General features: G+C 72.2%; 21 protein-coding genes. All 21 read right to left on the bottom strand.

The features are described 5' to 3' along the window. Positions 1–4 precede the first annotated feature (4 nt). Entirely contained in the window at positions 5–661 is a 657-nt protein-coding gene (gene rpe / locus ACR9E9_RS11915; RefSeq protein WP_435198701.1) for a ribulose-phosphate 3-epimerase, read from the bottom strand. Positions 662–717: 56 nt separating this feature from the next. Then, entirely contained in the window at positions 718–2,205 is a 1,488-nt protein-coding gene (locus tag ACR9E9_RS11920; RefSeq protein ID WP_435198702.1) for an RsmB/NOP family class I SAM-dependent RNA methyltransferase, read from the bottom strand. Then, positions 2,202–3,134 carry a methionyl-tRNA formyltransferase gene (gene fmt / locus ACR9E9_RS11925; RefSeq protein WP_435198703.1) on the bottom strand — a complete coding sequence of 311 codons (933 nt, stop codon included), beginning with the start codon at positions 3,132–3,134 and terminating at the stop codon, positions 2,202–2,204. Before fmt ends, ACR9E9_RS11920 begins: the two co-directional genes overlap by 4 nt. 20 nt (positions 3,135–3,154) lie before the next feature. Beyond that, positions 3,155–5,143 carry a primosomal protein N' gene (locus ACR9E9_RS11930; RefSeq protein WP_435198704.1) on the bottom strand — a complete coding sequence of 663 codons (1,989 nt, stop codon included), beginning with the start codon at positions 5,141–5,143 and terminating at the stop codon, positions 3,155–3,157. 60 nt (positions 5,144–5,203) lie between these two features. Continuing rightward, positions 5,204–6,427 (bottom strand): methionine adenosyltransferase, encoded by a 1,224-nt coding sequence (metK, locus tag ACR9E9_RS11935; RefSeq protein ID WP_435198706.1) that lies wholly within the window; start codon positions 6,425–6,427, stop codon positions 5,204–5,206. Between the two features lie 77 nt (positions 6,428–6,504). Next, complete coding sequence (gene coaBC / locus ACR9E9_RS11940; protein WP_435198708.1) at positions 6,505–7,746, bottom strand: bifunctional phosphopantothenoylcysteine decarboxylase/phosphopantothenate--cysteine ligase CoaBC; 1,242 nt, start codon at positions 7,744–7,746, stop codon at positions 6,505–6,507. Positions 7,747–7,758: 12 nt separating this feature from the next. Next, the gene (gene rpoZ / locus ACR9E9_RS11945; RefSeq protein ID WP_435198710.1) at positions 7,759–8,073 is read right to left on the bottom strand and encodes a DNA-directed RNA polymerase subunit omega; all 315 of its coding nucleotides are present in this window, start codon (positions 8,071–8,073) and stop codon (positions 7,759–7,761) included. A gap of 25 nt (positions 8,074–8,098) precedes the next feature. After that, positions 8,099–8,653 (bottom strand): guanylate kinase, encoded by a 555-nt coding sequence (gene gmk / locus ACR9E9_RS11950; protein ID WP_435198712.1) that lies wholly within the window; start codon positions 8,651–8,653, stop codon positions 8,099–8,101. Next, complete coding sequence (gene mihF, locus ACR9E9_RS11955) at positions 8,650–8,967, bottom strand: integration host factor, actinobacterial type (RefSeq protein WP_435198714.1); 318 nt, start codon at positions 8,965–8,967, stop codon at positions 8,650–8,652. The genes gmk and mihF overlap by 4 nt, the downstream gene beginning before the upstream one ends. Before the next feature lie 52 nt (positions 8,968–9,019). Beyond that, positions 9,020–9,886 carry an orotidine-5'-phosphate decarboxylase gene (gene pyrF / locus ACR9E9_RS11960; protein ID WP_435198716.1) on the bottom strand — a complete coding sequence of 289 codons (867 nt, stop codon included), beginning with the start codon at positions 9,884–9,886 and terminating at the stop codon, positions 9,020–9,022. Positions 9,887–9,896: 10 nt separating this feature from the next. Then, positions 9,897–10,871 carry a dihydroorotate dehydrogenase gene (locus ACR9E9_RS11965; protein ID WP_435198718.1) on the bottom strand — a complete coding sequence of 325 codons (975 nt, stop codon included), beginning with the start codon at positions 10,869–10,871 and terminating at the stop codon, positions 9,897–9,899. Further along, positions 10,871–11,770 (bottom strand): dihydroorotate dehydrogenase electron transfer subunit, encoded by a 900-nt coding sequence (locus tag ACR9E9_RS11970; protein WP_435198720.1) that lies wholly within the window; start codon positions 11,768–11,770, stop codon positions 10,871–10,873. The genes ACR9E9_RS11965 and ACR9E9_RS11970 overlap by 1 nt, the downstream gene beginning before the upstream one ends. Then, positions 11,767–15,069 carry a carbamoyl-phosphate synthase large subunit gene (gene carB, locus ACR9E9_RS11975; RefSeq protein ID WP_435198722.1) on the bottom strand — a complete coding sequence of 1,101 codons (3,303 nt, stop codon included), beginning with the start codon at positions 15,067–15,069 and terminating at the stop codon, positions 11,767–11,769. Before carB ends, ACR9E9_RS11970 begins: the two co-directional genes overlap by 4 nt. Continuing rightward, positions 15,069–16,256: a glutamine-hydrolyzing carbamoyl-phosphate synthase small subunit gene (gene carA / locus ACR9E9_RS11980; RefSeq protein WP_435198724.1), complete on the bottom strand. Its 1,188-nt coding sequence runs from the start codon at positions 16,254–16,256 to the stop codon at positions 15,069–15,071. The genes carB and carA overlap by 1 nt, the downstream gene beginning before the upstream one ends. After that, complete coding sequence (locus ACR9E9_RS11985) at positions 16,253–17,554, bottom strand: dihydroorotase (RefSeq protein ID WP_435198726.1); 1,302 nt, start codon at positions 17,552–17,554, stop codon at positions 16,253–16,255. The genes carA and ACR9E9_RS11985 overlap by 4 nt, the downstream gene beginning before the upstream one ends. After that, entirely contained in the window at positions 17,551–18,516 is a 966-nt protein-coding gene (locus ACR9E9_RS11990; protein ID WP_435198728.1) for an aspartate carbamoyltransferase catalytic subunit, read from the bottom strand. Before ACR9E9_RS11990 ends, ACR9E9_RS11985 begins: the two co-directional genes overlap by 4 nt. Then, positions 18,513–19,097 carry a bifunctional pyr operon transcriptional regulator/uracil phosphoribosyltransferase PyrR gene (gene pyrR, locus ACR9E9_RS11995; protein ID WP_435198730.1) on the bottom strand — a complete coding sequence of 195 codons (585 nt, stop codon included), beginning with the start codon at positions 19,095–19,097 and terminating at the stop codon, positions 18,513–18,515. Before pyrR ends, ACR9E9_RS11990 begins: the two co-directional genes overlap by 4 nt. A 78-nt stretch (positions 19,098–19,175) precedes the next feature. Continuing rightward, on the bottom strand, positions 19,176–19,856 hold the full coding sequence (locus ACR9E9_RS12000; protein ID WP_435198732.1) for an NUDIX hydrolase: 681 nt from the start codon (positions 19,854–19,856) through the stop codon (positions 19,176–19,178). An 11-nt stretch (positions 19,857–19,867) separates the two neighbouring features. Beyond that, positions 19,868–21,151, bottom strand: coding sequence for an AI-2E family transporter (locus tag ACR9E9_RS12005; RefSeq protein ID WP_435198734.1), 1,284 nt, complete (start codon positions 21,149–21,151; stop codon positions 19,868–19,870). A 10-nt stretch (positions 21,152–21,161) separates the two neighbouring features. Beyond that, the gene (gene nusB / locus ACR9E9_RS12010) at positions 21,162–21,575 is read right to left on the bottom strand and encodes a transcription antitermination factor NusB (RefSeq protein WP_435198736.1); all 414 of its coding nucleotides are present in this window, start codon (positions 21,573–21,575) and stop codon (positions 21,162–21,164) included. Next, positions 21,576–22,136, bottom strand: coding sequence for an elongation factor P (efp, locus tag ACR9E9_RS12015; RefSeq protein ID WP_435198738.1), 561 nt, complete (start codon positions 22,134–22,136; stop codon positions 21,576–21,578). Positions 22,137–22,160: the final 24 nt, after the last annotated feature.

Raw genomic sequence — 22,160 nt, forward strand, 5'->3', positions numbered from 1 at the left:
CCGGTCAGTGGCTGTGGCGCACCGCCAGCTCACGCAGCTCGTCGATCGCGGACGCCGCCTCGTGCGCGCCGTAGACGGCCGACCCGGCAACGAAGACGTCCGCGCCGGCCTCGGCGCACTGCTCGATCGTCTTCGCGGAGACACCCCCGTCGACCTGGACCCAGATGTCACCATCGTGGCGCTTCACGGCCTCACGCACCTGCGCGACCTTGGGCATCTGGTCGGCCATGAAGGACTGGCCACCGAAACCGGGCTCGACGGTCATCACGAGCACCATGTCCAGCTCGGGCAACAGCTCCTCGTAGGGGGCGAAGGGGGTCCCCGGCTTGAGCGCCATCGACGCCCGGGCGCCCTGGGCGCGGATGTCGCGGGCCAGGGTCACCGGGTCGGTCGCCGCCTCGATGTGGAAGGTGACCGACTGCGCCCCGGCCTCGGCATAGGGCGGGGCCCACCGGTCCGGGTCCTCGATCATCAGGTGGCAGTCGATCGGGATCGGGCTGACCCTGAGCAGGGACTCGACGATCGGCAGGCCGAGGGTGAGGTTGGGCACGAAGTGGGCGTCCATGACGTCGACGTGCGCCCAGTCGGCGGTGGAGATGGCGGCCAGCTCGGACTCCAGGTTGGCGAAGTCGGCGGACAGGATGCTCGGGGAGATCTGCACTGGTTCCTCTGGGGTGGGGGCCGGGTCAGCCGGTGTGGATGGACAGGGTGGTGCTCTCAGGCCCTCTTGCGCAGCAGGGCGAGGAACATCCCGTCGGTGCCGTGGCGGTGCGGCCACAGCTGGGCGTGCGGGCCGTCACCGAGGTCGCTCAGGTCTCCCACCGCGCACTCGGTGAGCAGCTCGCGCGCGTCGATCTGCTCGACGTCGTCGCGCTTCTTCAGCACGTCCCGCACGACGAAGGTCGTCTCGGACAGGTGGGGGCTGCACGTGGCATAGGCGATGACGCCTCCGGGACGGGTCGCCTCGATGGCCGACGCGAGCAGCTCGCGCTGCAGCGGGCCGAGACCCACCAGGTCGCCGGGCTGGCGGCGCCAGCGGGCGTCGGGCCGGCGACGCAGAGCACCGAGCCCGGTGCACGGCGCATCGACGAGGACCCGGTCGTAGCCGTCCGGCTCGTCCGTCCCGATCTCCCGGCCGTCGCCGGTGCGCACGTCCAACCGGCGTCCGTCGGCCGCAGCAGCCACGAGTGCCGGACGCAGCGTCTGCCGCACGAGCTCGGTGCGGTGATCGCTGACCTCGTTCGCGACGAGGTCGGCGCCCTGGCGCAGGGCGAGCGCGGCGAGCAGCCCGGCCTTGCCGCCGGGGCCGGCGCACAGGTCCAGCCACCGCTCCACGTGGCCGTCCTCGTGCGCGGCGACCGGCGCGGAGGCCAGGGCGAGGGCGAGCAGCTGACTCCCTTCGTCCTGCACCGCTGCCCGGCCGTCGCGCACGGCCGCGATCGCCCCGGGGTCACCACCGTCGAGCTCGGCGGCGAAGGGAGAGAACCTCCCCTCGTGGGCTCCGGCGGCCAACAGCTCGTCGACCTCGGCCAGGCCGGGGCGGGCGATCAGGGCGACGGGTGCCGGGACGTTGTGCGCCGCGAGGAGTTCCTCGATGGCGACGTCGGCGGTCTCGGGGGTGGCCGCACCGTGCCCGATGAGCGCCTGACGCAGGGCCTTGACGACCCAGACCGGGTGGGAGTGCGCGATCGCGAGCCGCTCGGCGAGCGGCTGCGCGGGGACGACCCGCTCCTGCCACTCCTCGAGGGAACGCTCGGCGATCCGGCGCATCACGGCGTTGACCAGACCGGCCGCGCCCACCCCGGCGACGGAGCGCGCGAGGCCGACGGACTGGTCCGCCGCGGCGTGCTCGGGCACCCGCATCCCGAGCACCTGGTGCGCACCGAGCCGGAGCACGTCGAGGACGGCGGCGTCGAGGCGGCCCGTCGGGCGCTGCGCCGCATCGGCGATCACCGCGTCGTAGAACCCCTGCATCCGCAGGGTGCCGTAGGTCAGCTCGGTGGTGAAGGCGGCATCACGCCCCGTGAGCCTGGCCCGACGCAGCGCCTGGGTCAGCTCGAGGTTGGCGTAGGCGTCGTCGGCCACCGCCCGCAGGACGGCGTGCGCGGTGCTGCGGGCCGGATCACCTCCGCGGGAGCGTTGGGCCGGTGCGGTGCGCGACTTGCGCCGTGGGCCACGGTGTCGCTGGTCTCGCTCGTCACTCACGGGGTCTCCTCCCCCAGTCGGTCGCCGTCGGCGATGCGCACGCCCCGGGCCCAGTCCGCCGCCGGCATGGGCTTCTTGCCCAGGGGGGTGACCTCGCCCAGCCGCACGGCCCGGTCGGCGGTGCCGACGAGGACCTCACGCTTGCGGGCGTCGACGACGCCGACCGGAAGGGTCTCGTCGGTGATGCCCACGGGGCCGAGCTTGAGTCGTTCGCCGCGGAAGCTCGTCCATGCCCCGGGCGCCGGGGTGCAGCCACGGATCAGCCGGTCGATGGCCATCGACGGGTGGGTGAGGTCGACCCGGGCGTCCTCGACGGTGAGCTTGGCGGCGTGGCTGATGCCCTCGGTGGGCTGCACCTGCGGCTCGAGCTCACCGGTGGCGATGCCGTCCATCGTCGCGAGCAGCAGCGGGGCACCCGCGTCGGCCAGGCGGTCGAGGAGGGCACCCGAGGTGTCGTCCGGGCGGATCCGCTCGGTCATGGTCCCGTAGACCGGCCCGGTGTCCAGACCGGCCTCGATCCGGAAGGTGCTCGCCCCGGTGATCTCGTCACCGGCGATGAGCGCTCGCTGGACCGGCGCCGCACCGCGCCACGCGGGCAGCAGCGAGAAGTGGAGGTTGACCCACCCGTGGGTCGGGATGTCGAGGACCTGCTCCGGGAGCAGGGCGCCGTAGGCGACCACCGGACAGCAGTCGGGCGCGAGCCCCTCCAGCGCGGCCACGAGGTCCGGGTCCGTGGCGCTGCGGGGCGTGAGCACCGGCAGCCCGAGCTCCTGCGCCACGACCTTGACCGGGGACGGCTCGAGGCGGCGGCCGCGACCCACCTTCGCGTCCGGTCGGGTGATGACGGAGACGACCTCGTGGTCGGAGCCGACGAGGGCACGAAGGGAGGGGACGGCGACCTGCGGGGTCCCGGCAAAGATCAGTCGCACGGGGGCGAGTCTAGAGGGGTCTACCCGATGCTCAGGTGCCCCACCTTCACCGACGTGGGATCGGGCGCCTTGCGGGCGCTCTCTCCGGCCCGCAGGTCCTTCAGCGCGGACGCGATGAGGGGCCCGTCGTCGAAGGGCGCCTTGATGACGACCCGGCGCCGCTCCAGCGTGCCGGTCACCGGCAACGGACCGAGCAGCTCGGCCTCCGGCGCCACCGAGCGCACCGCGTGCTCGATCGGCTCGACCCGCCGGCGATCGGCGACGACCTCCGCCGTCCAGGTCGTCGGTGGCAGGGACAGCTCGGACCGCTCCGCGAGCTCACGGGCGGCGAACCACTGCGGGTCCCACCGCACGAGAGCCTCCACTGCGGGGATCGTCACGTGCGAGGGCGCGCCACAGAGCACCACCGCTCCCCCGTCGGCCCAGGACCTCGCGAGGCCGGCCGCGGCGAACCACCGCCGCACCGCCTCCTCGGCCGCGCGCAGGTCGGGTCGGTCGAGGCTCGCCCAGGCATCGAGCAGGAGGACCGTGGCGTACCCCCCGTCGGCGACGGGCTCGGCACCCGGGGTGGCGACGACGATCGCCGGCTGCGGCCCCACGCTCTCGTGCACCTCGCCGGCACCGGAGGTGATGACGCGGGTCCCGGGGAAGGAGCGGCCGATCTCCTCCGCCGTCCGGCGCGCGCCGATGACCCCGGCGCGCAACCGGTCGCCATCGCAGTGCGGGCAGTCGAAGCCGCGTGGCGATCGTCCGCACCAGCCGCACTCCGGTGAGCGGTGGGGAGAGGGCAGGGCGAGCGGCCCCTGGCACTCGGGGCAGCGGGCCGGCGCCCGACAGGTCGCGCAGGACATCGCCGGCAGGTACCCGCGGCGGGGCACCTGCAGGAGCACCGGGCCCTCCCGCAGGCCCGCCGAGGCGGCGCGGTGGGCGGACGAGGGGATGTGCGCCCGGGCCCCGGGCCCGTCGCGCTCCTCATCGACGCCCTCACCGGCGATGAGCACCCGCGGTGCCTCACGCCGCGACGCGGACCCGCCGACGAGGTGGACCCGTCCGGAGTCGACGAGGGCGGCGACGTCGGTCGACATCGCCAGGCCACCCACGAGCAGCGCCGCGTCCTCGACATCGGCGCGGGTCGTGAGGACCTCTCGGACGTGGGCGTACGGGGACCGCGGCTCGAGATGGAGGTCGTCGCCGTCGTCCCACCACGCGACGAGACCGAGGTCCCGCACCGGCGCGTAGGCCGCCGCGCGGGTCCCGACGACGACGCGCACGTGCCCGCGCAGCACCTTCAGCCACGCCGTGTAGCGCGCCTGCGGGCCCTGGTCTGCGGTGAGGCGCACGTGCTGGTCCGGGCCGAGCACCTCGGTCAGGGCGGCGTCCACCCGGGAGACGTCCCGCTGGTCGGGGACGACGATGACACTCCCCCGCCCCGAGGCCAGCGCGCCGCGAGCCGCCTCCGCGAGGGCCCTGGGCCAGTCCGCCCCGGTCGGCCGCGACGGCGCGGCGAGCCAGGCTGCGCGCGGCGACTCCCCCGCCGCGACCCGGGACCACCACGCGACCCCCGCGCGGTAGCCGGCCCAGACCTCGGGTGGCTCGACCGGCCCCGTGGGCGTGGAGGGCGAGGACGCCTCCCCTGCGTCCGCGTCGGGGGCCGGGGGCCCGCTCGACAGGGCCTTCTCGGCCCGCGCATGCCGCGGCGGGATGGCCAGGCGCAGGACGTCCATGACGGTCCCCGCCTGGTGGCGAGACACGCGCCGGGCGAGCTCGAGCACCTGGGGGGTGAGGACCGGCTCGGGTGAGACGACCGTGCGGATGGGGGCCAGCCGACCGGTGTGCTCGGCGACGTCGGTGCGCTCCAGGATGTACCCGGGCAGGTCACGTCCGGCGAAGCGTGCCTTGACCCGCACCCCGGGCACCGCGGCCGCCTCGAGCTCCTCGGGCACGAGGTACTCGAAGGGCCGGTCGAGATGGACCAGCCCCGAGTCGATGAGTACCTGGGCGACGCGCACGGGGACCAACGTAACCGGGAGGGGTGTCAGCGACCTCCCTCCCGGTCTCGTGGGGGTCGATCAGGCCCTGACCGCTGCCCGCAGGGCCTCGACCTTGGTGGTCTGCTCCCACGGGAAGGGGGTGTCGTACCCGGCGGCCTCGGTCCGCCCGAAGTGGCCGTAGGCGGCCGTCGGCGCGTAGATCGGGCGCAGCAGGTCGAGCTCCTCGACGATCGCCAGCGGGCGCAGGTCGAAGACCGTGTCGACCGCGGCCTGGATCCGCTCGACCGGGACGGTCTCGGTGCCGAAGGTCTCGATGTACAGACCGACCGGCTGCGCCGCGCCGATGGCATAGGCGACCTGGACCTCGCAGCGACCGGCGAGACCGGCGGCCACGACGTTCTTGGCGACCCAGCGCATGGCGTAGGCGGCCGAGCGGTCGACCTTCGACGGGTCCTTGCCGGAGAAGGCGCCGCCCCCGTGGCGGGCCATGCCGCCGTAGGTGTCGACGATGATCTTGCGGCCGGTCAGGCCGGCGTCCCCCATGGGTCCGCCGATGACGAACTTGCCGGTGGGGTTGATCAGGGTGCGGTAGTCGGAGGTGTCGAGCTGCACGCCGGAGTCCTTGAGCGCGGTCATCACCGGCTCGAAGACGTGCCTCCTGATGTCCTCGGGCAGCTGGCGCTCGTGGTCGATCTGCGCGGAGTGCTGGGTGGAGAGGACCACGGTGTCCAGACGCACGGGCCGGTCGCCGTCGTAGTCGATGGTCACCTGGGTCTTGCCGTCCGGCCGCAGGTACTCCAGCTCACCGGACTTGCGTACCTCGGTCAGGCGCTGCGCGAGACGGTGCGCCAGGAAGATCGGCAGCGGCATCAGCTCGGGCGTGTCCTCGCAGGCGTAGCCGAACATCAGGCCCTGGTCGCCGGCGCCCTGCTTGTCCTTCGGGTCGATGCCACCGGTGCGGTTCTCGTAGGCGGTGTCGACCCCCTGGGCGATGTCCGGGCTCTGCGCACCGATCGAGACCGAGACGCCACAGGTGCGGCCGTCGAAGCCCTTGTCCGAGGAGTCGTAGCCGACCCGCTCGGCGATGACCCTGCGCACGAGCTGCGGGATCTCGACGTAGGCCTCCGTCGTGACCTCGCCGGCGATGTGCACCAACCCCGTGGTCACCATCGTCTCGACGGCCACGCGGCTGCCGGGGTCGACCTCGAGCATCGCGTCGAGGATCGAGTCCGAGATCTGGTCACAGATCTTGTCGGGGTGACCTTCGGTCACCGACTCGGAGGTGAAGAGACGTCCGGACACCGTGGAACTCCCTGGATCGAGGACAGGCGGATCGTGACCGCCCGGTAGGGCGCGGTCAGTCTATGCACCGGATCGCGTCAGGCGCGGAGAGCACCCGTGATGACGTCCCAGATGCCCTCGGAGACGACCCGCTTGCTCGCCGGGCCGATCTCGAGGGCGTCGTCACCGCCCCGGGTGAGGACGTGCACGCTCGTGTCGTCGGCGCCGAAGGTCTTGCCGACACCGACCTCGTTGACGACGAGGACGTCGCACCCCTTGCGGGTGAGCTTGTCCCGGGCGTGGTCGAGGACCGAGCCGCTCGCATCACCCGTCTCGGCGGCGAAGCCGACGATGAGCGGCGACGGGGAGTCCCCCCGGGCGGTGACCAGCCCCGCGAGGATGTCCGGGTTGCGCACGAGCTGGATCGTCGGTGCGGCGTCCGGGTCGCCGGGATCGTGCGTCTTCTTGATCTTGGAGCCGGCGTACTCGGCCGGCCGGAAGTCGGCCACGGCGGCGACCATGACGACGACGTCGTGGTCCGCGGCGCGCGCGCTGATCTGCTCCTGCAGCTCGAGGGCGGAGCCCACGCGCACGACCTCGATGCCGGGGGCCACCGGCAGGTCGAGGTTGGCGGCCACGAGCGTGACCCTGCCACCCCGGGCGGCGGCGGCCTCGGCGATCGCCAGACCCTGCTTGCCGGAGGACCGGTTGCCGAGATAGCGCACCGGGTCGAGCGGCTCCCGGGTCCCGCCGGTGCTCACGAGCACCGCTGTCCCGTCGAGGTCGTCCGCAGGTGCGGGGTCGGACGCACGCCCGTCGCGCCACGCGTCCATCGCCGCGGCGTGGATGGTCTCCGGCTCGGGCAGACGGCCCGGACCGGTGTCGGCGCCGGTCAGTCGCCCGGAGTCGGGCTCGACGACGGTGACCCCGCGCTCGCGCAGGGTCACGACATTGGCGCGGGTGGCCGCGTGCTCCCACATCTCGGTGTGCATGGCGGGGGCCAGCACCACGGGACAGCGCGCGGTGAGCAGCACATTGGTCAGCAGGTCACCGGCCAGGCCGTGCGCGGCCTTCGCCAGCAGGTCAGCCGTCGTCGGTGCGACGACGACGAGATCCGCCTCCTGGCCGATCCGCACGTGCGGTACCTCGGTGATGTTGCTCCACACATCGGTCTGGACGGGGCGCCCGGAGAGCGCTTCCCACGTCGGTGCGCCGACGAAGCGCAGCGCGGCCTCGGTGGGGACGACGGTCACCTCGTGACCGTCCTCGCTGAAGAGGCGCAGCAGGAGGGCAGCCTTGTAGGCGGCGATGCCCCCACCCACGCCGAGGACGATGCGCACGAAGGGAGTCCGTCAGGCCTCGTCGGTGACCGGCACCGTGACGGAGGGCACCGGGGCGTCGCCCTCGGGAGCGCTGGCCTCCTTGGTGAGCAGGCCCTGGTCGATCTCGCGAAGGGCGATCGACAGCGGCTTGTCGTGGACCTGTGCGTCGACCAGCGGGCCGATGTACTCCAGCAGCCCCTCCTGGAGCTGCGAGTAGTACGCATTGATCTGACGGGCGCGCTTCGCGCCGTAGATGACCAGGGCGTACTTGCTGTCCGCCTTGGTCAGGAGGTCGTCGATCGGCGGGTTGGTGATGCCGATGGGGTTTGCCTTGGTACCGGACACGTCGAGGTGGTCCTTGTCGTCGGGGTCAGTGCGATCTCATCAATGATACGAGTTCCTCGGCGGCACGACGAATGTCGTCGTTGACGATGACGTGGTCGAACTCCTGCTGCGCCGCCATCTCGACCTTCGCGGTGTCCAACCGCACGGCTCTCTCCTCGGCCGTCTCGGTCCCGCGGCCGACGAGACGATTCACCAGCTCGTCCCACGACGGCGGTGCGAGGAAGACCGAGCGGGCCTGCGGCATCGACGCGCGGACCTGGCGTGCTCCCTGCAGGTCGATCTCCAGCAGCGGTAGCTTCCCCTGCGCGAGTGCCTCGATCACCGGGCCCCGCGGGGTGCCGTAGGAGGCCCGGCCGTGGACGACCGCCCACTCGAGCATCTCGCCCTCGCGCACCTGCCGGGCGAACTCGTCGCCGGAGAGGAAGCGGTAGTGCACCCCGTCGATCTCGCCGGGCCGGGCCGGTCGGGTCGTCGCCGACACCGACAGCCAGACCTCGGGATGGTGCTCGCGGATCCACGCGGCCACCGTGCCCTTGCCGACGGCGGTGGGACCGGCGAGCACGGTCAGTCGTGCCGTCATGCCCGGGCGAAGTGGTCGATGAGGGCCCGCGTCTGGTGCTCACCGAGACCACGCACCCGTCGGGAGCGGGCGATGCCGAGGTCGTCCATGATCTGACCTGCCTTGACCCGCCCGACGCCGGGCATCGACTCGATGAGCTCGGACACCTTGAACTTCGCGATCGCCGCGTCGTGCACCCCGTCGGCGATGACCTCGGCGATGCCCGAGGACCCCTGCTTGAGGCGGTGCTTGACCTCGGCCCGCTGCCGGCGCGCGGCGGTCGCCCGCGAGAGGGCATCGGCGCGTTGCTGCGGGGTCAGTGGGGGGACGGGCACGGGAACACGCAGCCTCTCCGGGATGGCTCGACGAAGGGATCCGCTCACCTTCTCACGCGGCCGTGATGGCCGCGACCTCCGTGGCGACCGCCCGGGCCCGCCCCCGCAGCGCGGTGGGGTCCGGACCGGCGCGCAGCACATCGCGGCTGCTGCTCGCGAGGACCTGGGGCAGCGCTCCGGCGAAGACCGCACGCACGTCCGCGGCGCTCGCGCCCTGGGCGCCGAGGCCGGGAGCGAGGATCGCACCCGCCATCGACGGGAGGTCGACACCGAGGTCGGCCACCGCCGACCCGACGGTCGCACCCACGACGAGGCCGACACTGCCGAGCTCCCCGCGGCCACGGGCTCCCGCGTTGTCCTGCCCCGCGGCATCGGCGATCGCGCCGGCGACGGACCGCCCGTCCGCGAGACGGGCGTGCTGGACGCTCGCCCCCTCGGGGTTGGACGTCAGCCCGAGGACGAAGACCCCGCGGCCCGTCGCCCGGGCGAGGTCGATCGCCGGACGCAGGGAGCCGTACCCGAGGTAGGGGCTGAGCGTGATCGCGTCCGCGGGCGCGGGCGCGTGCGGGCCGAGGAAGGCCTCACCGTAGGCGTCGACCGTGGTGCCGATGTCCCCGCGCTTGACGTCGAGGACCGTCAGGGTGCCGGCGTCGCGCAGGTCGGCCAGGGCCCGCTCGAGGATCGCGACCCCCTTCGCCCCGAAGACCTCGAAGAAGGCGGACTGCGGTTTGACCGCCGCCACCTCTCCCCCGAAGGCCTCGACGCAGGTCATCGTGAACCGTTCCAGGCCGGCGAGGTCATAGGCGAGCCCCCACGACTCCAGGAGCGCGCGGTGCGGGTCGATCCCGGCGCACAGCGGCCCGAACTCGGCCATCGCGGCCCGGAGGCGGACTCCGAAGGGGACGTCTCGAGTGGTCATGCGGTGGACCTCACGGGCTGAACCTCTCGTGGGCGATGCCGACCACATCGGCCAGGCGATCGAAGCCGCGCTCGGCGACGAGCTGCTCGAGCTCCACCCCGACCCGGTGGGGTGCCGTCGGGTCGTTGAAGGCCGCCGTGCCGACCTGCACGGCGGCGGCGCCGGCCGCGACGAGCTCGAGGGCGTCCACGCCGTGGCGCACGCCTCCTGCGCCGACGATCGGGGCCGTCCTGATCCGCCCGGCGCGCATGGCCCCGGCGACCTGCCAGATGGCGCGGACCGCCATCGGTCGGATCGCGGGGCCGGAGAGGCCCCCGGTCGCCGCGACGAGGTGCGGACGCAACCGGTCGGTGTCGATGGCCATACCGAGGGTGGTGTTGATCATCGTCAGACCGTGGGCACCGGCCTTGAGCACGACATCGGCTATGTCCACGATGTCGGTGACATCGGGGCTGAGCTTGGCGAGCATCGGCAGGCCCCGGGGGACCTCCTCCCGCACGAGTGTCATGACCTTGTGGGCGCTCCCGGGGTCGCAGGCGAAGACGAGCCCGCGGTTGGCGACGTTGGGGCAGGAGATGTTGACCTCGATGCCGGCCACGGCGCTCGCGTAGGGGCTGCGGACCACCGCGCGCGCGACCCGGCCGAACTCCGAGGCGGTCGATCCCGCGATGGACACGACGACGCGGGCGCCGATCGAGTGCAGCCAGGCGAGGTCCTTCTCGACGAAGGCGGTGACGCCCGGGCCCTGCAGGCCGATCGAGTTGAGCATCCCCGAGGGGGTCTCGGCCATGCGCGGTGTCCCCCGGCCCGAGACCGGGTCGAGCTTGACCGACTTCGTGACGAAGGCACCGAGCTGTGACACGTCGAAGAAGCGATGCATCTCGCGGCCGTTGGCGGCGCAACCGCTCGCGGTCATCATCGGGTTCGGCAGGCGCACCCCCGCGAGGTCGACGGACATGTCCACGCGGCGGCTCGGGGCACCCATCAGCGCACCGCCGTCGGGGCGCCGACGGCGTCCTCGGGGACCGAGCAGTAGCCGTCCTCGAAGGCCTCCCAGCGCACGCGGTCACCGCGGAAGACCGGGCCGTCGAGGCAGCTGCGCACCATGCTCGTCCGGCCCTCGGCATCGCGGACCGGCATGACGCAGGTCATGCAGATGCCGACGCCACAGGCCATGGCCTCCTCGACGGCGACCTGGGCGACGATGCCGTGCTCGTCGGCGATGGTGCTCAGCGAGCGCAGCATGCCCATCGGGCCGCAGCCGTAGATGACCCCGGCACCGGTGCGGGTCACCAGGTCGGGCACGACGTCCGAGACCCAGCCACGGGTGCCGGCCGAACCGTCGTCGGTCGTCACGGTGACGCCGTCGGCGACCCGACGGGCCTCGAGGACCCCGTGGAGGCGCCCCGCGGTGGCCGCACCGAGCACGAACTCGACCGGGCAGCCGCGCTCCCGCAGCTGCTCTGCCAGCCAGAAGAGCGGAGCGGAGCCGTACCCGCCCCCGACGAGGACGCACGGGACCGGTTGCGACGGGAGAGGAAACCCCCGTCCGAGCGGGCCGACGACCCCCACGCCCTGCCCGGGCTCGAGCCGCGTGAGCACCTGCGTGCCGGGGCCGTGCGCCGCCACGACGATCTCCGTCGTCCCGCCGTAGGTCCCTGCGGGCGAGACCCGGCGGATCGAGAAGCTGCGGCGCAGCAGCATCGAGCTCGTGCCGTCCCCGACCGTGAGGGCGACGAACTGCCCGGGCCGGGCGAGCTCCGCCAGCCCCGGGGTCACGAGCGTCAGGTGCCGATAGTCCCCGGCAGGCACGTTGCCCAGGACCTCTGCCTCGACCTGGACGACGCCTGCTCCCTCACGCGCCGCGATGGTGCGAGCCGTCACCGGTGGACTCCGTAGAGGTCGAGGTCGCGCGCGTGCTCCTGCAAGGGCTTCACCTGCAGCTCACCACCGATGCGCGCCTCGATCGACTGCACTGCGGCGCCGAGCTGCTGGACCGTCGTGACGATCGGCTTGTCCATCGCGGTCGTCGCCGCCCGGATGGTGTACCCGTCGGCCCGCGCGTGCTGGCCGGAGGGGGTGTTGAAGACGACATCGATCTCGCCGGCGAGGATCCGGTCGACGACGCTGTCCTCCCCCTCGGCCTTCTCCGAGTGCTTCGTCACGACCTCGCACTCGATGGCATTGCGGCGCAGCACGTCCGCGGTGCCCTGGGTGGCGAGGATCTGGAACCCGAGGTCGGCCAGGCGCTTGATCGGGAAGATCATCGCGCGCTTGTCGCGGTTGGCGACGGAGACGAAGACCGTCCCGGTCGTCGGCAGGCCGCTGGCGAGCGAGCCGAGCTGGCTCTTGGCGAAGGCCGCGCCGAAGTCGGCGTCGATCCCCATGACCTCACCGGTGGAGCGCATCTCCGGGCCGAGGAGGGAGTCGACGACGTCGCCCTCCTTGGTGCGGAAACGCTTGAAGGGCAGCACGGCCTCCTTGACCGACATCGGGGCGTGCGCAGGCATCGCGCCGCCGTCGAGGTCACGCGGGAGCATCCCCTCGGCCCGCAGGTCCTCGATGCTCGTGCCGAGCATGACCCGGGCCGCGGCCTTGGCCAGCGGCACCCCGGTGGCCTTGGCGACGAAGGGGACGGTGCGTGAGGCCCTCGGGTTCGCCTCGAGGACGTAGAGCACGTCCTGGGCGAGGGCGAACTGGACGTTCATCAGGCCACGCACCCCGATCCCCTTCGCCAGGGCGAAGGTCGCCTCACGGACCCGCTCCAGCTCGCTCGCGCCCAGGGTCGCCGGCGGCAGGGTGCAGCTGGAGTCCCCGGAGTGGATGCCCGCCTCCTCGATGTGCTCCATGATCCCACCGAGGTACATCGACTCGCCGTCGTAGAGGGCGTCCACGTCGATCTCGATCGCGTCGTCGAGGAAGCGGTCGACGAGGATCGGGTGCTCGGGGCTGGCGATCGCCGCGCGGGTGACGTACTCGCTCAGGGTGGTGTCGTCGTAGACGATCTCCATGCCGCGACCGCCGAGGACGTACGAGGGACGCACCAGGACCGGGTAGCCGATCTCGCGGGCGATCTCGACGGCCTCCTCGGCGCTGAAGGCCGTCCCGTGCTTGGGCGCGTTGAGCTGGGCCTCGTGCAGCACGCGGCCGAAGTGGCCACGGTCCTCGGCGAGGTCGATGGCCTCGGGGGAGGTGCCGACGATCGGGACCCCTGCGGCCTTGAGCTCCTTGGCCAGGCCGAGGGGCGTCTGACCGCCGAGCTGGACGATGACGCCGGCGATCGGCCCGGCCTTCGTCTCGGCGTGGATGACCTCGAGGACGTCCTCGAGGGTCAACGGCTCGAAGTACAGCCGACTGCTCGTGTCGTAGTCCGTCGAGACGGTCTCCGGGTTGCAGTTGATCATCACCGTGTCGTACCCGGCGTCGCGCAGCGCGAAGCTCGCGTGCACGCACGAGTAGTCGAACTCGACGCCCTGGCCGATGCGGTTGGGGCCCGACCCGAGGATGATCACGGCCGGACGCTCGCGCGGCTCGACCTCGTTCTCCTCGTCGTAGGAGCTGTAGTGGTACGGGGTGCGGGCGGCGAACTCCGCAGCGCAGGTGTCGACCGTCTTGAAGACCGGGCGCACTCCGAGGGCGTGCCGGACCCCGCGCACGACGGCCGCGTCCATGCGGCGCAGGCGCGCGATCTGGACGTCGGAGAACCCGTGCCGCTTGGCCAGCGCGAGCAGGGCCGGGTCGAGCTCCTCGGCGTCGTGCACCTGCTGGGCGAGGTCGTTGATCAGCGCCATCTGGTCGAGGAACCACGGGTCGATCTTCGTCACCTCGTGCACCTCCTCGACACCGATGCGGGCGCGCATGGCCTGCTGGACCTGGACGATGCGGCCGTCCGTGGGGGTGCGGGCCTCCTCGAGGAGGGCCCGGGCGCGCTCGAGCGTGGGCTCGTCGCCGTCCCAGTGGAAGGCGGCGCCCGTGCGCTCCACGGAGCGGAGCGCCTTCTGCAACGCCTCGGTGAAGTTTCGGCCGATGGCCATGGCCTCACCGACGGACTTCATCGTCGTCGTGAGGGTCGGGTCGGCTGCGGGGAACTTCTCGAAGGCGAAACGCGGCACCTTGACCACGACGTAGTCGAGGCTCGGCTCGAAGCTCGCCGGGGTCTCCTGGGTGATGTCGTTGGGTACCTCGTCGAGGGTGTAGCCGATGGCCATCTTCGCGGCGATCTTCGCGATCGGGAAGCCGGTCGCCTTCGACGCCAGCGCCGAGGAGCGTGACACGCGCGGGTTCATCTCGATGACGATCATCCGACCGTCCTCGGGGTTGATCGCGAACTGGATGTTGCAGCCACCGGTCTCGACGCCGACCTCGCGGATGACCGCGATGCCGACATTGCGCATGTGCTGGTACTCGCGGTCGGTGAGCGTCAGGGCAGGAGCGACCGTGATCGAGTCGCCGGTGTGCACGCCCATCGGGTCGAGGTTCTCGATCGAGCACACGACGACGACGTTGTCGGCGGAGTCGCGCATCACCTCGAGCTCGTACTCCTTCCACCCGAGGATCGACTCCTCGAGGAGCACCTCGGCGGTGGGGCTGTAGCGCAGGCCGGCGCCGGCGATCCGGCGCAGGTCGGCCTCGTCGTGGGCGAAGCCCGAGCCGAGCCCACCCATGGTGAACGAGGGACGCACGACGACCGGGTAGCTCAGGTCCTCGGCGGCGTCGAGGCACTCCTCCATGGAGTGGCAGATGATCGAGCGCGCGGACTCGGCGCCGCACCGCTCGACGACGCCCTTGAAGCGTTCCCGGTCCTCGCCGAGCTGGATCGCCTCGACGCTCGCGCCGATGAGCGGGCAGCCGTACTTCTCGAGGACACCGGCGTCGTGCAGCGAGATCGCGGCGTTGAGCGCGGTCTGTCCACCGAGGGTGGCGAGCACGGCGTCGGGGCGCTCGCGCTCGATGATCTTCTCGACCACCTCGGGGGTGATCGGCTCGATGTAGGTGGCGTCCGCGAACTCGGGGTCGGTCATGATCGTCGCGGGGTTGGAGTTGACGAGGATGACCCGGATCCCCTCCTCCCGCAGCACCCGGCAGGCCTGGGTGCCGGAGTAGTCGAACTCGCAGGCCTGCCCGATGACGATCGGGCCGGAGCCGATGACGAGGACGCTGGTGATGTCGTCGCGCTGGGGCATCAGGCCTGGATCTCGCTTTCGTTGGTGGCGCCGGCCGTGTCGTCCCCGGAGGCCAGCAGGTCGGTGAATCGGTCGAAGAGGTAGGCGGCGTCGTGCGGACCGGCCGCGGCCTCGGGGTGGTACTGGACCGAGAACGCGAGGAGCCGCCCGTCGTCGTCACGCAGTTCCAGGCCCTCGACGACGTCGTCGTTGAGGCAGACGTGGCTGACCGCGGCCCGGCCGAAGGGGGTCGTCGTCGACTCGTCCAGCGGGGCGTCGACGGCGAAGCCGTGGTTGTGGGCGGTCACCTCGACCGTTCCGGTCGAGCGGTCGATCACCGGCTGGTTGATGCCGCGGTGCCCGTACTTCAGCTTGTAGGTGCCGAAGCCGAGGGCGCGGCCGAAGAGCTGGTTGCCGAAGCAGATCCCGAAGTACGGCAGGCCGGCGCGCAGCGCCTCCTGGAGCAGCGTCACCTGGTCGCCGGCGGTCGCCGGGTCGCCGGGGCCGTTGGAGAAGAAGAGTCCGTCGGGGGCCACCGCCTGCACGTCGGCCAGGCTCGAGGTCGCCGGCAGCACGTGCACCTCGATCCCCCGCTCGGCGAGGCGGGTCGGGGTCATCGTCTTGATCCCCAGGTCGAGGGCGGCGACGGTGAAGCGCTTCTCTCCCTTCGCCTCGACGACATAGGGCTCTCTCGTGCTCACCTCTGCGGCGAGCGCGGAGCCGGCCATCGCGGGTGCGGCGCGGACCCGCTCGAGCAGTGCCGCCTCGTCGGTGATGGCGTCACCGGAGAAGATGCCCACCCGCATCGCGCCGCGCTCGCGCAGGTGGCGGGTCAGCGCCCGGGTGTCGATGCCGCCGATGCCGACGACACCGTGCTCGGTGAGGGCGTCGTCGAGGGTACGGGTCGAGCGCCAGTTGCTCGGGCGGATGGCGGGGTCGCGGACGACGTAGCCGCTGACCTGGATGCGGGAGGACTCGTCGTCCTCGTCGTTCCACCCCGTGTTGCCGACGTGCGGGGAGGTCATGACGACGACCTGACCGCGGTAGCTCGGGTCGGTGAGCGTCTCCTGGTAACCGGTCATGCCGGTGGAGAAGACGGCCTCGCCGACGGTCTCGCCGACGGCACCGAAGGCGCTGCCGTCGAAGGTGCGACCGTCCTCGAGGACGAGGAGTGCTGTCTGGGTGGGCTGGGCCGGGTGGGGGCTCATGGGCGGACCTCTCCGTCGACCGCCGTGACGCGGCCGTGCAGGATCGTCGTGCGGACGCGCCCGGTCAGGGTGCGCCCGGCGAAGGGGGTGTTGCGGGACAGGGACAGCGATGCGGCGGGGTCGACGGTGACCTCGGCCGTGGGATCGACGAGGACGAGGTTGGCCGGAGCGCCGGACGCGATCGGCCGCCCGTGGTCGGCCAGGCCGGCGATCCGCGCCGGGGCGACGGACATCCGGTCGACGAGGGCCGCCCAGTCCATCCGGCCGGACTCGACCATCACGTCGTGGACGACCCCGAAGGCGGTCTCGAGACCGAGCACGCCGAAGGCCGCGTCGGGGAAGGCGTGCTCCTTGTCGTGCCGTGCGTGGGGCGCGTGGTCGGTGGCCACGACGTCGATCGTCCCGTCGGCGAGGGCCTCGCGCAGGGCGAGGACGTCCTCCTCGGGGCGCAGCGGCGGGTTGACCTTGTAGACCGGGTCGTAGGAGGTGAGCAGGTCGGTGGTCAGGAGCAGGTGGTGCGGGGTGACCTCGGCGCTCATCCGCGCCCCCCGTCGCTTGGCCCAGCGCACGGCTTCGACGCCCTCGGCGGTCGAGACGTGGGCGACGTGCACCCGGGACCCGGTGTGCAGCGCCAACTCGGCATCGCGGGCGATGATGCTCGACTCGGCGACCGCCGGCCAGCCGGTCAGGCCGAGGCGACCGCTGACCTCCCCCTCGTGGCAGCAGGCAGCGGGCCCGGCGAGCGCCGGGTCCTGGGCGTGCTGGGAGATGACGCCGTCGAAGGCGCGCACGTACTCCAGGGCGCGTCGCATGACCCGGGAGTCGTGGACGCACCGTCCGTCGTCGGAGAAGACCCGGACCCGGGCACGCGAGCGGTGCATCAGGCCGAGCTCGGCGAGCTCGGCGCCCTCGAGGGCCTTGGTCACCGCACCGATGGGCTGGACGTCGACGAGCCCGGCCTGCGCGCCGAGGTCGAGGACGTGCTCCGCCGCCTCGCCGGTGTCGGTGACGGGCGTCGTGTTGGCCATGGCGAGGATCGCGGTGTACCCGCCGCCCGCGGCGGCGGCCGAGCCGGTGCGGACCGTCTCGGCGTCCTCCCGGCCCGGCTCACGCAGGTGCGTGTGCAGGTCGACGAGACCGGGCAGCAGGACGAGCCCGTCCGCATCAATGCGCTCGACGTCGGCGGACGGCGCCCGGGTCGCGTCCTGACCCACCTCGACGATGACCCCGTCCCGGACGAGGACGTCGGCGGCCTCCCCGCCGAGGAGTCGGGCGCCGGTGATCAGCAGGTCGCTCATGCCGCGCTCCCCTCGTCGGAGGCCAGCAGGTGGTACAGGACGCTCATCCGCACCGCGACACCGGCGCTCACCTGCTCCAGGACGAGGCTCCCGGCCGCGTCCGCCGCGTCGGCGGCGATCTCCAGGCCGCGGTTCATCGGGCCCGGGTGGCAGATGACGGCCTCGGGGGTGGCCAAGGTGAGTGCGGCCAGGCGGTCGCGGGTCAGGCCGTAACCGACCGTGTACTCCCGGGCCGTCGGGAAGTACCCGCCGGACATGCGCTCGCGCTGCACGCGCAGCATCATCAACGCGTCGACCCCGGAGTCGATGACCTCGTCCAGGTCGGTGCTCAGGGCGAAGCCGTCCGCAGCGGCCCAGCTCGTGATGCCGCTCGGCATGAGGGTGGGTGGGGCGACGACCGTGACCTCGGCACCGAGGCGGGGCAGGCAGAGGATGTTGGAACGGAAGACCCGCGAGTGGGTGACGTCACCGACGATGGCGATCCGCTTGCCCCGGAGCGAGCCGATGCGCTGCTCGAGCGTGTAGGCGTCGAGCAGGGCCTGGGTCGGGTGCTCGTGGGTGCCGTCGCCCGCGTTGACGACGGAGGTCGCCACCCCGGACTCGTCGAACCACCGGGCGACCTGGTGCGCGGCGCCGGAAGCCTGGTGGCGCATGACGATCGCGTCCACCCCCATGGCCGCGATGGTGCGCACGGTGTCCCGGAGCGACTCCCCCTTCGACGCCGAGGAGCCCTTGCCGGTGATGTTGATCGTGTCGGCGCTCATCCACTTGCCGGCGATCTCGAAGGAGGACCGGGTGCGGGTGGAGTCCTCGAAGAAGAGATTGATCACCGTACGACCGCGCAGGGTCGGGACCTTCTTGACCTCCCGGTGCTGCACCTCGTGCATCTGGGTGGCGGTCGTGAGGACGGAGCGAAGGGCGTCGTCGTCGAGGTCGGCGACGGACAGCAGGTGCCTGGTCATCGCTGCTCACCCCCGGAGATCGTCACGGAGTCCTCGACCCCGTCGTGGCCGGTCAGGCGCACCGTCACCCGCTCGGCGTGCGAGGTGGGCAGGTTCTTGCCGACGTGGTCGGCACGGATCGGCAGCTCGCGGTGTCCTCGGTCGACGAGGACGGCCAGTCGCACCGCGCGCGGGCGGCCGTAGTCGGACAGCGCGTCGAGGGCGGCGCGCACCGTCCGCCCGGAGTAGAGGACGTCGTCGACGAGGACGACGACCCGGTCGTCGACACCGGCCGGCGGGAAGTGCGTCTGCTGCAGGGTCTTCGTGGGGCGCGCCCGCAGGTCGTCCCGGTACATCGTCACGTCGAGCGAGCCGACGGGGACCTCGCGGCCCTCGATCTCGGCGATGAGCGCCGCAAGGCGCTGGGCGAGATCGACGCCACGGCTGGGGATGCCGAGCAGGACGACGTCCTGCGCCCCCTTGTTGCGCTCGACGATCTCGTGGGCGATGCGGCGGAGCGCCCGGGCGATGTCGCCGGCGCTGAGCACCTCACGGGCGGGCGAGGGCTCCGTCTGGGCCTCAGGGGGTGTGTCCGGACACATGAGTGTCTTCAGACCTCCTTCTCTGCCTCACGGGACAGCGGTTAAAGGATGTCGATCGTCATGTCGAGCAGCCTGAGTCTATCGCGTGGACGCGGACCGGCTGCGCCCGGGGCGCGGTCGGCCCTCCGCACGGTCGTCACGCACCCCCGTGATCACCGGACGGAGCCGGGTCACGGCCTGCACGTCGCCGAGCGCGAGGAGCTCCTCGACGATGACCCGCGTCGGCGTGAGGAGCAGCAGTCGTCCCGCGGCCCGGTCGGCGAGGATCCTCTCGGCCGGTTCCCAGCCGGAGTGGGTGGCCTCCGTCGTCGAGTGACGAGGCTGCGCCGGTGCCTCGCTCGGGACCGGCAGGACGAAGAAGGCGACGTCGAAGCGCTTCGGCGAGACCTCCGGGGTGACCCAGTTGTCCCAGGGGAGAAGGTCGCGCGGGTCGGCGACCAGACCGGTCTCCTCCGCGAGCTCCCGCAGCCCGGTCGCGATCCGCGTCAGCGCGCGCGCTGACGGGTCCGCGGCCCCGGCGTCCAGCCGGCCCCAGCACCGCAGGTGCTCGGTGAGCACGTCCTGCGGGAGGGCGAGACCGGCGCCGGCGACCTCGTCCTGCGGGTCGCAGCGACCGCCCGGGAAGACCACGGCCCCGGGCGCGAAGTCCATGGTGCCCTGGCGGTGCTGGATGAACAGCTCGAGGCCGTGGGTGCCGTCGCGAAGGGGGATGACGCTCACCGCGGGTCGCACGGGCGCCGGGGAGGGCGGGTGGTCCATCGCGGCGCGCGTCAGTGCTTGCCGCGGAAGATGCCGCGGACCCCGGCGAGCAGGCCGGTGTCCTCAGCAGGCGCGGCCTGCCCGTCCCCCGTCGCTGCCGCACCCGTCGCCGAGTCGACCGACTCCTCGGCCCGGACCGCGGCCACCACACCCTCGTCGCTCTCGAGCGTGACCTCGTCGACCCGGATCGCTCCCGAGCGCAGCTCCACCTGCTCGCTGAGGTAGCGCAGGACCACTGCGGCCACGGCAGCGAAGGGCACGGCGAGGAAGGCCCCGACAATCCCGAAGACGGTGCTGCCGACGGCGACCGCGAGCAGGATGATGCCGGCGTGCAGCTGCATCGAGCGGCCCTGGAGGAAGGGCTGGAGGACATTGCCCTCGATCTGCTGGACGGCGATGATGAGGATGAGGACGAAGAGCGCGGTCGTCGGGCCCTGCGCCACGAGTGCGACGAGCACGGCGAGGGCTCCCACCGCGAAGGCACCGACGATCGGGATGAAGCCACCGAAGAAGGTCAGGACGGCCAGCGCGAAGGCGAGCGGCACCTGCAGCACGACCAACCCGATGCCGATGAGCACGGCGTCGACCGCGGAGACGAGTGCCTGGGTGCGGATGAAGCCCCCGAGCGTGTTCCACGCCCGCGTCGCGGCTTCGGTCAGGTGTGCTCCGGCCCGCTCACCGGCGACCCGACGCACGAAGGGGAGGAACTGCGGCCCGTCCTTGAGGAAGAAGAAGACGAGCACGAGGACGAGGGCGAGCGTGACCAGGCCGCTCCCGACGGCGGAGGCCCCGGACAGGGCACCGGTGGCGATGTCGCCGCTGCGGTCCTGCAGCCACGTCGTCGCGGTCTTGACCCCGTCGTCGATCGACGTGCTGTCGACGTTGAAGGGGGGCTCGGCGAGGCGGTCCTGGAGGTCGGACAGGCCCTGGGTGGCCGAGTCGGCCAGGTCACCGGACTGGCTGACCAACGACGGGGCGATCGCCCCGAGCACCCCGAAGAAGACGACGAGCGAGCCGATGAGCACCAGGACGGAGGCCAGTGACGGCGGTACCCGGTGCCGGCGCAGCCACGCGGTCGGTGGCCACAGGACCGTCGCGACGATGAGCGCCAGGACGACGGGGAAGACCCCGACCCAGAGCGCGCCGAGCACCCACCACAGCAAGGCTGCTCCGGCGGCGATGAGCAGCATGCGCAGCGACCACCGCGCGAGCCAGCTGATGCCGTGGCCGATCACCGCACCGCGGTCGCGAGTGGTGCGGACGGGTTGTGCGCTCGGTGCGTGCTGCTGTTCCACCGCGGCCTCCTCAGACGAGTGTGGGCTTGACCTCGACGATCCGTGCGAGCAGGCCGTTGATGAATCTCGGGGACTCGTCGGTGCTCAGCTCGGTCGCCAGGACGACGGCCTCGCTGACCGCGACCTCGTCCGGGACGTCCTGCGAGTAAAGCACCTCCCATGCGCCGAGGCGCAGGATGGCGCGATCGACGTCGGGCATCCGGTCGAGGCTCCACCCCTGGCTGTACGTCGTCAGCGCGTCGTTGATGTCGCTCCACCGGCCGACGACGCCCTCGACGGCGGTGATGGTGTACGGGTTGAGCGGCGCCTCGGTCACGGGCGTCTCGGCCCGCTCCCGGGCCAGGTCACCGGCGTTGAGCCCGCGCGACTCCGCCTCGAAGAGCAGGTCGATGGCCCGCTTGCGGGCCTTGGTCCGTGCGCCCACTCAGTTCACGCGACCGAGGTAGGAGCCGTCGCGGGTGTCGACCTTGACGCGGGTGCCCTGCTCGAGGAAGAGGGGCACGGAGATCTCCGCGCCGGTCTCGAGGGTCGCGGACTTCGAGCCACCGGTGGAACGATCGCCCTGCAGGCCCGGCTCGGTGTAGGTGATCTCCAGCTCGACGGACGGGGGCAGCTCGACGTAGAGGACATTGCCCTCGTGACGGGCCACGACCGCGTCGTGGTTCTCCAGGATGTACTTGCTCGCGTCACCCATGACCTCCGGCGTGACCGGGATCTGGTCGTAGGTGGCGGAGTCCATGAAGATGAAGTCGGTGCCGTCGTTGTAGAGGTACTGCATCGTCTGCTTGTCCACGTTCGACGTCTCGACCTTGGTACCGGCGTTGAAGGTCTTGTCGATGCTCTTGCCGCTCGTGACGTTCTTCAGCTTGGTGCGGACGAAGGCCGGGCCCTTGCCGGGCTTGACGTGCTGGAACTCCACGACGGTCCACAGCTGACCCTCGAGGTTGAGGACCATGCCGTTCTTGAGGTCGTTCGTCGTTGCCACGTGCTGCTCGCCTTCGCGTCGATG

Origin of the sequence: Janibacter sp. GS2 (assembly GCF_051200835.1) — a bacterium.
In the GTDB taxonomy this organism is placed as follows: Bacteria; Actinomycetota; Actinomycetes; order Actinomycetales; family Dermatophilaceae; genus Janibacter.

Bases quoted from the DNA above. Each gene is read 5' to 3' on its own strand.
- gmk (WP_435198712.1), bottom strand. From the start codon at position 8,653: ATGACGGCACGACTGACCGTGCTCGCCGGTCCCACCGCCGTCGGCAAG.
- ACR9E9_RS11965 (WP_435198718.1), bottom strand. From the start codon at position 10,871: ATGGGTGCCCCGAGCCGCCGCGTGGACATGTCCGTCGACCTCGCGGGG.
- carA (WP_435198724.1), bottom strand. From the start codon at position 16,256: ATGAGCCCCCACCCGGCCCAGCCCACCCAGACAGCACTCCTCGTCCTC.
- ACR9E9_RS12000 (WP_435198732.1), bottom strand. From the start codon at position 19,856: ATGGACCACCCGCCCTCCCCGGCGCCCGTGCGACCCGCGGTGAGCGTC.
- pyrF (WP_435198716.1), bottom strand. From the start codon at position 9,886: ATGACCACTCGAGACGTCCCCTTCGGAGTCCGCCTCCGGGCCGCGATG.
- ACR9E9_RS11985 (WP_435198726.1), bottom strand. From the start codon at position 17,554: ATGAGCGACCTGCTGATCACCGGCGCCCGACTCCTCGGCGGGGAGGCC.
- pyrR (WP_435198730.1), bottom strand. From the start codon at position 19,097: ATGTGTCCGGACACACCCCCTGAGGCCCAGACGGAGCCCTCGCCCGCC.
- ACR9E9_RS11990 (WP_435198728.1), bottom strand. From the start codon at position 18,516: ATGACCAGGCACCTGCTGTCCGTCGCCGACCTCGACGACGACGCCCTT.
- carB (WP_435198722.1), bottom strand. From the start codon at position 15,069: ATGCCCCAGCGCGACGACATCACCAGCGTCCTCGTCATCGGCTCCGGC.